Below are 13,068 nucleotides of genomic sequence, written 5' to 3' on the forward strand. Positions count from 1 at the left end.
GTTGGATCCCGACCAGCCCGCCGAACGGATCAATTACATCGTGGAGACCGCGCGGCCGCGGATGGTGTTGTCCGGCTCGGCGGACGGGTTCGGTCTGGACTTGCCGCCACAGGTGCGGGTGTCCTCGGTCGAGGATATCGAAGGGGCACCAGGATTCGCTGCGTGCAGTGGCGCGCCGATCACCGACAGTGAACGCACGCAACCACTGTCGCCGGAGAACACCGCGTATGTGATTTTCACATCGGGGTCGACCGGTCGTCCGAAGGGTGTGGCGGTCAGCCATGCCGCGATCGTGAACCGTTTGTTGTGGATGCAGCACCAGTACCCGATCGGTGGCCAGGACGCGGTACTGCAGAAAACGCCTGCCACGTTCGATGTGTCGGTGTGGGAGTTCTTCTGGCCGTTGCAGACCGGCGCCCGGCTGGTCGTCGCACGCCCGGACGGGCACCGTGACCCGGTGTATCTGCTGCGGGTGATCGCCGAGCAGGCCATCACCACAGCGCATTTCGTGCCGTCGATGCTGTCGGTGTTCGTTTCGGTCCTCGGCAACGACAACGGTGCCGGTCTGCCCGCGCCGCGTCTGCGGCAGGTGTTCGCCTCCGGTGAGGCGCTGCCCGCGGTGACCGCACAGCGGTTGCGTGAGCTGACCGGGGCCCGTCTGCACAACCTGTACGGTCCGACCGAGGCCGCGGTCGATGTGACCTTCCACGAGGTGACCGAGGCCGACACCATGTCGGTCCCGATCGGTGCCCCGGTGTTCAACACACGGGTGTATGTGTTGGATTCGCGGTTGCGTCCGGTACCGGTGGGTGTCGCGGGCGAGCTGTATCTGGCGGGTGTGCAGTTGGCGCAGGGCTATGTGGACCGCCCGGACCTGACCGGTGAGCGTTTCGTGGCGAATCCGTTCGGTACCGGCGAGCGGATGTACCGTACCGGCGATCTGGTGGCCTGGACCGCCGATGGTGAGCTGGAGTATCTGGGTCGCACCGACTTCCAAGTGAAGTTGCGTGGCCTGCGGATCGAGCTGGGAGAGATCGAGTCGGCGTTGACGGGACTGGATTCCGTCGCGCAGGCGGTGGTGGTGGTGCGTTCGGATGATCGTCTCGGCGATCAGCTGGTCGCCTACCTCGTCGCCGACCCCGACCGGGTGGTCGATATCGAGTCGGTGAAGACCGCCCTGGGTGGACAGTTGCCCGCGTACATGGTGCCGTCGGCCTACCTGGTACTCGACGAGTTCCCGCTCAATGTGTCCGGCAAACTCGACCGCAAAGCGCTACCCGCCCCGACTTTCGAGGCCAAGGTGTTCCGTGCACCGGCCACACCCGTACAGGAGATCGTCGCCGAAACCTTCGCCGAAGTACTCGGCGTCGAACGCGTCGGCYTGGATGACGACTTCTTCGMWCTCGGCGGCAACTCCTTGGTCGCCACCCAGGTGGCGGCCAGGCTCGGCGAAGCGCTGGACACCCAGGTGCCGGTGCGCGCGCTGTTCGAGGCCGCCACCGTTGTCGCGCTGGCGGCGAAGGTGGAATCGGCCGTGGGACTGGGCGGCCGAGCGCCGCTGGTTCCGCAGGTGCGCCCAGAGCTGGTGCCGTTGTCGCTCGCCCAGCAGCGGATGTGGTTCCTCAACCGGTTCGACAACCGCACCGCGGTGAACAACATCCCCGTCGCCATCCGGCTGACCGGTGACCTCGACGTGGCCGCGCTCAGCGCGGCGATCGGCGACGTGCTCGCGCGGCACGAAGCGTTGCGCAGCGTATACCCCGAGGTGGACGGCACCGGATACCAGCGTGTCCTGCCTGCCGCGGCGGCGGCGGTCGAGCTGGTCACCGAACCGGTCGCCGCCGACGAGCTGCCCGCACGGATCGTCGAGCTCGCGAGCGTCTACTTCGACGTGACCGGTGAGATCCCGTTCCGGGCGAGCCTGCTCGCGGTGTCGCGGACCGACCACGTCGTGGTGCTGGTCATGCACCACATCAGCGCGGACGGCTTCTCGCTGCGCCCGCTGCTGCGCGATGTGGTGCTCGCCTACACCGAGCGCGCCCGCGGCGAGGTTCCCTCGTGGACCCCGCTCGAGGTGCAGTACGCCGACTATGCGCTGTGGCAGCGCGACGTGCTCGGGGCCGAGGACGACCCGGAATCGGTCGCGGCACAGCAGATCGGCTACTGGACCGAGCAGTTGCGCGACCTGCCCGACCAGATCGAGCTGCCCGCCGACCGCCCCCGCCCGATGGTCGCCTCCAATGCCGGTGGCACGCACAACTTCTCGGTCGATGCCGCATTGCACGGCGCGCTGGCCGAGCTTGCCCGCGCGCGCGGTGTGACGCTGTTCATGGTCGTGCACGCCGCGCTCGCCGCCTGGGCGGGCAGGCTGTCCAACAGCACCGACATCGCGATCGGCACGCCGATCGCCGGCCGTGGCGAACGCGCGCTCGACGACATCGTCGGCATGTTCGTCAACACGCTGGTGCTGCGCAGCGAGGTCGATCCCGCGGCCCCCTTCGGCGCGCTGCTGGACCAGGTGCGCCGCACCGACCTTGCCGCTTTCGCCAACGCCGACGTGCCGTTCGAGCGGCTGGTGGACGTGATCAGCCCGACGCGCTCGCAGGCACATCACCCGCTGTTCCAGGTCGCGCTGACCTTCGAGGCCACCTCGGCGTCCGACATCGGCACCGTCACGATGCCTGGCCTGGACCTCGAAGTCGTCGAATTCGACCCGGGCACAGCCAAATTCGACGTTCAGCTCACCGTCGGCGAGACCGCCGACGGCGGGCTGACGCTGTCGTGGAACTACGCCACCGAACTGTTCGATCCGGAAACGGTGGCCCGCTTCGCCGACCGTTTCGTGCGCATCCTGCGCGGCGTCGCCGACGATCCGGAGATCGCCATCGGCGACATCGATCTGCTCGGCGAGACCGAGCGCCTGGATGTCTCGCAGCGCTGGGTGTCCTCCGGCGCAGTCGAGGCTCGCACGGGTATGTTCGCCGATCGGGACACCACGCTGGTGGCGCTGTTCGATGCGGCGGCCGTCGCGCACCCGGACCGTATCGCCGCCCGTTTCGGCGTGGAGGAACTGAGCTACGCCGAGCTGGACCAGCGGGCGAATGTCCTGGCGCGCAGGCTGATCAAGGACGGCGCCGGACCGGAGTCGCTGGTCGCGGTGATCCTGCCGCGCTCGCTGGACCTGGTGGTCGCGCTGCTGGCCGTGGTGAAGACCGGCGCAGGGTACGTGCCGGTCGATCCGACCTACCCGGCCGACCGCATTGCCTACGTGCTCGCGGATTCCCAGCCGACCAGCGTGATCCTCGATTCCACGGTCCAGGTGACCGTGACCGTTCCGGCGCACCTGCCCACCGTCGTGCTCGATGGCTTCGCCGTGGAAACCGGCAACGTCGAGGACGCTGAGGACGCGCCGATCACCGACGCCGACCGGCGCGCCGCGCTCATGCCGGACCATGTCGCGTATGTGATCTACACCTCCGGCTCGACCGGCCGACCGAAGGGCGTCGCGGTCGCGCACCGGAATGTGGTGCGGCTGTTCGCGAACACCGACCGCGACTTCGGATTCGGACCCGACGATGTGTGGACGCTGTTCCACAGCTACGCGTTCGACTTCTCGGTGTGGGAGCTGTGGGGTCCGCTGCTGTTCGGCGGCACCCTCGTGGTGGTCGACTACTACACCTCGCGCTCGCCTGAGCACTTTTTGGAACTGCTGCGCGCCGAACAGGTCACGGTGCTCAACCAGACCCCGTCCGCGTTCTACCAGCTGGCGGAGGCGGACCGGAACGCCGCGCCCGACGCCGCGCCGCTGGCGCTGCGCTATGTGGTGTTCGGCGGCGAGGCGCTGGAGCTGCGCAGGCTGTCGGATTGGGTCGCGCGCCACGGTGCCGGATCCGTCGGCCGCTCGACGGGCTCAGCGGTTGCGGCGCCGGTGCTGGTCAATATGTACGGCATCACGGAGACCACGGTGCACGTGTCTTATCGCGCGCTGGACGCCGCGACCATCGCGGCCGCCTCCGGCAGCGTGGTCGGCAGCGCCATCGCCGGTCTGCGGGTGTACGTGCTGGACAGCAGGCTGCGGCCGGTTCCGGTCGGTGTTGCGGGCGAAATATACGTGGCGGGACCGCAATTGGCCCGCGGCTACCTCGGCCGCCCCGATCTGTCGGCCACCCGCTTCGTGGCCGACCCGATGACGGACGTGGCGGGCTCGCGGCTCTACCGCTCCGGCGACCTCGCGCGCTGGAACGGCTTCGGCGAGCTGGAGTACCTGGGTCGGGCCGACGACCAGGTGAAGGTACGCGGTTTCCGCATCGAGCTCGGCGAGATCGAGTCGGCGATCCTCGCTCAGCCCGGCGTCGCTCAGGCGGCGGTCATCGTGCGCGAGGACCAGCCCGGTGTTCAGCGGATCGTCGCCTACGTGGTCGCCGAACCCGGCGTCGAGCCGGTGCTCGACGAGATCCGCGACGGCGCCGCCGAGGAGCTGCCGTCCTACATGGTGCCCTCGGCTATGGTGCGGCTGGAATGGATTCCGCTGACCGTCAACGGAAAGCTGGACCGCCGTGCGCTGCCCGCGCCCGCGGCCCAGACCCGTGACTTCCGCGCACCGGTCAACCCGGTGCAGGAGACCGTGGCGGCGGTGTTCGCCGAAGTGCTCGGCCTGGAGCGGGTCGGCCTCGACGACTCGTTCTTCGCGCTCGGCGGCGACAGCATCGTCTCCATCCAGCTGGTCTCGCGGGCCAAGGCGCGCGGTGTGGTGTTCACGCCGCGGGACGTCTTCGAGCAGCGCACGGTCGCGGGCCTGGCCGCGGTCGCCGAAACCGCCGAGGCGGCCGAGGCTTCGGCCGCGACGCTCGCCGAGCTGCCCGGTGGCGGTGTCGGCACGATGCCGTTGACGCCGGTGGTGCGATTCATGGCGGAGCGGCGCGGTGCGTTCGGTCGGTTCAACCAGACCTTCGCGCTGGAACTACCGGTCGGCATCGACCGCGCGGGCATCGCCGCGACGGTCGGCGCGGTCATCGAACGGCACGACATGCTGCGGGCGAGCCTGTACCGCGACGGCGGTGACTGGATCGTCGAAACCGCCGCACCGGGCACCGTCGAGGTGGACGCGCTGATCGACCGTACCGAGTTCGACGCGAGCGTCACAGACGCCGAGCTGGTCGAGATCGCCTCGGCCGCATTGGATGCGTCGCTGGACCGGCTCGACCCGGCCGCGGGTGTGGTGATCCGGTTCGTCTGGCTCGACCCCTCGTCAGCCGACCGCTCCGGACGACTGATCGTCCTCGCGCACCATCTCGTGGTGGACGGCGTCTCATGGCGCATCCTGGTGCCGGACTTCGTCATGGCCTGGGGCCAGCGCACCGCGGGCCAGGCGCCCGAGCTGGTCGCACCGGCCACGTCGATGCGGGCCTGGGCGCACGCGCTGGAGCGCGAGGCGTACAGCACCGAGCGGGTGGCCGAACTCGACTACTGGCGTTCGGTCGTCGCGGCGGCAGATCCGCTGCTGACCGAGCGTCCGATGGACCCGGCGGTCGACACCTCCGGCGTCGTCGAGAAGCTTGGGGTCGAGGTGTCCGTCGAGGTCACGAAGGCCCTGCTCACCAGGGTTCCCGCGCTGTTCCACGGCGGCGTGAACGACGGCTTGCTTACCGCGCTCGCGCTGGCGACCGCGAAGTGGCGGGCGCGCCGGGCGGGCACCCGTGGCAATGATTCGCTGCTGGTCCGCCTGGAGGGCCACGGCCGCGAAGAGGACGTCGTGCCCGGTGCGGACCTGTCGCGTACCGTCGGCTGGTTCACCACTATCTTCCCGGTCCGCTTCGACCTGTCCGGCATCGACATCGATGCCGCGTTGGCGGGTGGCCCCGCGTTGGGCGCGGCGGTCAAGGCGGTCAAGGAGCAGCTGCTCGCGGTGCCGGACAAGGGTCTCGGCTATGGTCTGCTGCGCTACTTGAACGCCGAGACCGCGCCCGAGCTGCCGCGCGAACTGCCCGGCCAGGTGAGCTTCAACTACCTCGGTCGCGTCTCGGAGGGCGACGTGCCGAAGTCGCTGCGCGGCTTCGGCTGGATTCCCGCCCTGGAACTCGGCGAGCTGGGCAACGGCTACGACGCGGACATGCCCGCGATGGCGCCGCTGGACGTGAACGCGATCGTGGTCGGCGACAAGCTGACCGCCAACATCAGCTACCCGTCGACGCTGCTGGCCGCCACGGACGTGCGCGAATTCGGTGAGCTGTGGATTGCCGCATTGGAAGCGGTTGCCCGACATGCCAATTCGACCGGTGCCGGTGGGCACACCCCGTCGGACTTCGCGCTCGTACGCGGTGGACGGGGTGGATCGAAGCGCGGGATAACGCAGCGCGACATCGACCGTTGGGAAGAGCGTTTCCCCGCGCTGGCCGACGTATGGCCGCTCTCGGCGCTGCAGGCGGGTCTGCTCTTCCATGCTCGTCTCGCCGCGAGTTCGGTGGACGTGTACACCGCCCAGGCGGTGCTGACGCTCACCGGACGAGTGGACGCCGCCCGGTTGCGTTCGGCCGCACAGGCGTTGGTGGACCGCTACGAGAACTTGCGCACCGCGTTCGTCACCGACAACGACGGCAACCCGGTGCAGATCGTGCTCGACAGCGTCCCCGTCGAGTGGGCCGAGCACGACCGGATCGCCCACGGCGACGGCGACGACCTGATCGCCGCCGACCGCATGCGGCGCTTCGATCTGACCGCGCCGCCGCTGATCCGCTTCACGTTGATCCAGGTGGCAGACTCTTCGGCAAAAGAAGGGGCCCGCTGGCAGTTCGTCGTGTCCAACCACCACATCCTGCTCGACGGCTGGTCCATGCCGCTGCTCATGCGGGACCTGCTGGTGCTCTACGCGGCGCACGCGGAATCATCCGCGCTGCCCGCGGTCCGTTCCTACCGGCACTTCCTGGAATGGACTCGGCAGCAAGATCATTCGGCATCGCTGGCCGCGTGGGCGAACGCGCTGCGCGGTGTCGGTGAGCCGACGCTGCTGGCTCGTCCGGATGCCGGTCGCGAGATCACCTCGTTGTCCGGCGAGTACTTCTTCGACCTGGACGAGAGCGCGACCGCGCGGCTGACCGCGCTGGCCGGATCGCTCGGCGTCACGCCGAACACCGTGCTGCAGACGGCATGGGGCATCCTGCTCGGCCGGATGACCAGCCGTGACGATGTGCTGTTCGGCGCCACCGTCTCCGGACGTCCCGCGGAGCTGTCCGGCGTGGAAGCGATGGTCGGTCTGTTCATCAACACGGTGCCGGTGCGGGTGCGTTTCGATCCGTCGGAATCCGTGCGGGAGCTGCTGACCAGGACCCAGGGCGAGCAGGCCGACCTGCTCGACCACCACTACGTCGGCCTCGCGGACATCCAGGCAGGCGCGGGCATCGGCGGCCTGTTCGACACGCTCGTGGTGTTCGAGTCCTACCCGGTCGATGCCGAGGGCCTGCAGGCGCAGGCCGCGGACATCGACGGCATGGCGGTGGTCGGCCTGGACGCGGCCGACGCCACGCACTACCCGCTGACGCTGATCGCGCAGTTGGATTCACGTCTGCGGGTACGCGCGGGCTACCTGCGCGATCTGTTCGACGAGCAGACGGTGCGCCGCATCGCCGACCGCCTGATCCGGGTGCTCACCGCGATCACCACCGAACCCGATGCTGCCGTCGGCGACATCGAGCTGCTCGACAGCGCCGAGCGCGAGCTCGTGGTGTCCGGTTGGAACGACACGGGGTATGAGGTCGATCCGGCTGGGTTGTCGGTCGATTCCGCAAGCTCCACGGCCTTGACCCTGGTCTCGATGTTCTACGCCCAGGTCGCGCGCACACCCGAAGCGACCGCGGTCACGTTCGAGGGGACGGGTCTATCCTACGGCGAATTCGCCGGCCGGGTGAACCAGCTGGCGCGCTGGCTGATCGCGCGCGGAGTCGGCCCGGAATCGTATGTGGCGCTGGGTATGCGGCGGTCGATCGATCTGGTCGTCGGCATGTACGCCGTCGCCGTCGCGGGCGGCGCGTACGTACCGCTCGATCCTGATCATCCGGCTGAGCGCACGGAATACATTCTCAACACGGCCGATCCGGTGTGCGTGCTGACCTCCGGCAGTGATCTGGAGAGCGACACCGCGCAGGTGCGGATCGACCTGCTCGATCTGAGTGGGCTGTCCGAGGCGACGGTCACCGACGCGGAGCGCCGCGCACCACTGCGTCCGTCGAACACCGCGTATGTGATCTTCACGTCGGGTTCGACCGGCCGCCCGAAGGGTGTCGCGGTCTCGCACGCGGCCATCGTCAACCGTCTGGTCTGGATGCAGACCGCCTACCAGCTGTCCGCGGGCGACGTGGTGTTGCAGAAGACGCCCGCGACGTTCGACGTATCGGTGTGGGAGTTCTTCTGGCCCTTGCAGATCGGTGCACGGCTGGTGGTCGCGAAGCCCGACGGACATCGCGACCCGGCCTACCTCGCCGAGATCATCAGCGCGGAGCGGGTGAGCGTCACGCACTTCGTGCCATCCATGCTCGCGGTGTTCGTGAGTTCGATGGTGGCGTCCACGGGGGAGGCTGCCTCCTCCGGGTCCGCCGCGGCCGACGCGCCTGCGGCGCGGTATGACGCGCTGCGGCTGGTATTCGCCTCCGGTGAGGCGCTGCCGCCGAAGCCCGCGCACCGTCTGCGCGAGCTGACCGGTGCGGCGTTGCACAATCTGTACGGTCCGACCGAGGCGGCCGTCGACGTCACGTTCCACGAGGTGGTGGACGCGGACGTCGAGACGGTGCCCATCGGAGCTCCGGTGTTCAACACACAGGTGTATGTGCTGGATTCGCGGTTGCGCCCGGTGCCGGTGGGTGTCGCGGGTGAGCTGTATCTGGCGGGCGCCCAGCTTGCGCGCGGTTACGTCGCGAGGCCGGACCTGACCGGTGACCGGTTCGTCGCCAACCCGTACGGGGCGGCTGGTGCGCGGATGTACCGTACCGGCGACCTGGTGGCCTGGACCGAGAACGGTGAGCTGGAGTATCTGGGCCGCACCGACTTCCAGGTGAAGCTGCGTGGTCTGCGCATCGAGCTCGGCGAGATCGAGTCGGCGCTGGCCGGACTGGACGAGATCGCGCAGGCGGTCGTGGTGGCACGCTCCGACGCGCACACTGGCGACCAGCTTGTCGCGTACGTCATCGCGGCGCAGGCCGCCCTGCTGGACACCGATCTGGTTCGTGAGGACCTCGCGCTGCGGCTGCCCGCGTACATGGTGCCGTCGCTGGTGATCGTGCTCGACGAATTCCCGCTCAACGCGTCCGGCAAGCTGGACCGTAAGGCGCTGCCCGCTCCGGTGTTCGAGGCGGCGGTGTTCCGCGCCCCGACCACGCCGGTCGAGGAGATCGTCGCCACCACCTTCGCCGATGTGCTCGGCCTGGAACGGATCGGCCTGGACGACGACTTCTTCGCGCTCGGCGGCAACTCGCTCAGCGCCACCCAGGTCGCGGCCCGGCTCTCCGCCGCGCTGGACACCGATCTCGGTGTCCGTGAGCTTTTCGAGGCCTCCAGCGTGGTCGCGCTCGCGGCACGCGTGGAGACCAGGGCGGGTACGGGTGCGCGGGTGGCGCTGACGCCGCAGCCACGGCCCGAGCTGGTCCCGCTGTCGCTGGCACAGCAGCGCATGTGGTTCCTCAACCGCTTCGACCCAGGATCGGCCGTCGACAATATCCCGGCCGCGGTGCGGCTGTCCGGTCTCCTCGATCGGCAGGCGCTGCAGATCTCGGTCGCCGACGTGCTGGCGCGGCACGAGTCGCTGCGCACGTTCTACCCGGATGTGGACGGCACCGCCCACCAGCAGACCGTGCCCACCGGCAAGGTCATTCCGGACCTCACGCCGGTCGACGTCACCGAAGCCGCACTGCCCGAGCGGCTTTCGGAGTTCGTGTTGACCGCGTTCGACGTGACCGCCGAGGTGCCGTTCCGTGCACGGCTGTTCGAGATCAGCCCGACCGAACATGTGCTCGCGCTGGTGGTGCACCACATCTCGGCCGACGGATTCTCCATGGGCCCGCTCACCCGCGATGTGATGACCGCCTATGGCGCCCGCGTCGAGGGCGGCGAGCCCGCGTGGCGGCCGCTGGAGGTCCAGTACGCGGACTTCGCGCTATGGCAGCGCAAGGTGCTCGGCGCCGAGAACGATCCGAATTCGGTAATCTCCGGGCAGATCTCGTTCTGGTCGGACACGCTGCGCGGGCTGCCGGAGCAGCTGGACCTGCCCGCCGACCGCCCACGTCCCGCGGTGGCCTCTGGCCGCGGTGCTACACACACCTTCGAGATCGACGCCGAAACGCACGGCAGGCTCGCCGAACTCGCGCGCACCAGGGGTGTGACGCTGTTCATGGTCGCGCACGCCGCCCTCGCTGTTCTTTTGTCTCGTTTGTCCGGCGAGGACGACATCGCTATCGGTACCCCGGTCGCAGGCCGTGGCGAACGAGCGCTCGACGACCTGATCGGCATGTTCGTCAACACCCTCGTGCTGCGGACGCCGATCGAGGGCGCCGCGACGTTCACCGATCTGCTGCGCGCAGTGCGCGTCAGCGACATCGCGGCGTTCGGGCACGCGGATCTGCCGTTCGAGCGGCTGGTGGAGATCCTCAATCCGCCGCGTTCGCAGGCACGGCATCCGCTGTTCCAGGTGATGCTGTCGTTCCAGAACACCGGGCACAACAGCCTCGAGCTGCCCGGTTTGACGGTCAGCGCGGTCGACCTACCCATCGACGTCGCCAAGTTCGACCTGCAGCTGGTGCTCTCGGAGCGGGTCGACGCGACCAGCGGCACCGGTGCGGGCCCGACCGGTATCACCGCCGAGCTGATCTACGCCACCGACCTGTTCGACCAGGGCACCATGGCGGCGTTCGGTCGCCGGTTCGACCGGCTGCTGAAGGCCGTTGCCGCCGAACCGGATCGTGCCGTCGGCGACATCACGCTGCTGGATGAACGGGAGACCGAGCAGGCGCTGCGCGGATGGAACGACACCGCGCGGATCGTGGACACCGACGCGACGCTCGTGTCGATGTTCGCCGAACAGGCCGCGAGCACGCCGGAAGTAACGGCACTGACGTTCGAGGGGACAAGTCTGGCCTACCCGTCGCCCGACCGCCACCCCTCATCGAGTCGCTACGCGACGCTGACGTATTCCGAGTTCGCCGCGCGGGTGCGACGGTTGGCCCGGCACCTGATCGCGCTGGGCGTCGGCCCGGAGACGATGGTCGCGCTGGGTATGCGTCGGTCGCTCGATCTGGTGGTCGGCATCTACGCGGTGGTCGAGGCGGGCGCCGCCTATGTGCCCCTCGATCCCGATCATCCGGCCGAACGCGTGCGGCACGTGCTCGACACCGCTGACCCGGTGTGTGTGCTCACCACCTCGCGCGACGGTTTCGACATCGACACGGACACCACCGCGATCGAGATAGATCAGCTGGATCTGTCCGCGTATTCGGATGATCCGGTGACCGATGCCGAGCGGACCGCGCCGCTGCGGCCGTCGAATACCGCGTACGTGATCTTCACGTCGGGTTCGACGGGACGGCCCAAGGGTGTTGCCGTCAGCCATGCCGCGATCGTGAACCGCCTGGTCTGGATGCAAACCGAATACGGTCTCGGCCCCTTCGATGTGGTGCTGCAGAAGACCCCGGCGACGTTCGACGTGTCGGTGTGGGAGTTCTTCTGGCCGTTGCAGGTCGGCGCGCGGCTGGTGGTGGCGAAGCCGGACGGGCATCGCGATCCCGCCTACCTCGCGCAGGTGATCGCCGAAGAGCAGGTCACAATGGTGCATTTCGTGCCGTCGATGCTGTCGGTATTCGTGGCAGACGATCGGGCGCGCGAGTGCACCAGTCTGCGCAATGTCTTCGCCTCGGGTGAGGCGCTGCCCGCGGTCACGGCACAGCGGCTGCTGGCGATGACGCCCGCGTGGTTGCACAACCTGTACGGCCCGACCGAGGCGGCGGTCGATGTCACCTATCACGAGGTGACAGAGACCGATACGGTGTCGGTGCCGATCGGTTCTCCGGTGTTCAACACACAGGTGTATGTGTTGGATGCGCGGTTGCGTCCGGTTCCGGTGGGTGTTGCGGGTGAGCTGTATCTGGCGGGCGCCCAGTTGGCGCGCGGTTATGTGGGGCGCGCTGACCTGACGGCGGATCGGTTCGTGGCGAACCCGTTCGCGGGGGGCGAAGGCGGAGCGCGGATGTATCGCACGGGTGACCTGGTCACCTGGACGGCGAACGGTGAGCTGGAGTACGTGGGCCGCACCGACTTCCAGGTGAAGCTGCGCGGTCTGCGCATCGAGCTCGGTGACATCGAAACCGCGCTCACCGCACACGATGCGGTCGCGCAAGCGGTCGCCCTGGTGCGCTCCAATGCGCGCACCGGTGACCAGCTGGTCGGCTACGTGGTGCCCACGGCCGGCGCGACAGTGGACGTCGAGCAGCTGCGGGCGTACCTGTCCGCGCAGCTGCCGTCGTACATGGTGCCCGCCGCGATCGTGGTGATCGACGCCATGCCGCTGAGTCCCAACGGCAAGCTGGATCGGCGTGCGCTGCCCGAACACACCTACGAGGCACGGGAATTCCGCGCACCGTCCACGACGATCGAGGAGATTGTCGCGAACACCTTCGCCGAGGTGCTCGGCATGGTGGCCGCCGACGGCGAGCGCGCCGTAGGCCTCGACGACGACTTCTTCGACCTGGGCGGTAACTCGCTGATCGCTACCCGGGTGGTCGCCCGCCTCGGGGCCGCATTGGACACCACAATCCCGGTGCGGATGCTGTTCGAGGCGCCGACCGTCGCCGCGTTGGCCGCGCGGGTGGAGCCGAACCAGGGCACCGGACGCCGCCGCGAGCTGGTGGCTGGTCCGCGGCCGTCCCAGATTCCTTTGTCGCTGGCACAGCAGCGGATGTGGTTCCTCAACCGGTTCGATACCGCCTCATCGGTCAACAACATTCCGGCGGCGATCCGTTTGTCCGGTGATCTGGATGTCGCCGCGTTGCAGCAGGCGGTTGGTGATGTGGTCGCCAGGCATGAGATCTTGCGGAC

General features: G+C 68.7%; 1 protein-coding gene. It reads left to right on the plus strand.

The window, feature by feature from the left end:
* Position 1 precedes the first annotated feature (1 nt).
* A partial coding sequence (locus AB4Z47_RS29570) for an amino acid adenylation domain-containing protein (protein WP_441955810.1) occupies positions 2-13,068 on the plus strand: 13,067 nt, incomplete at its 3' end.

Source organism: Nocardia sp. 2TAF39, assembly GCF_052114905.1.
Taxonomy (GTDB): domain Bacteria; phylum Actinomycetota; class Actinomycetes; order Mycobacteriales; family Mycobacteriaceae; genus Nocardia.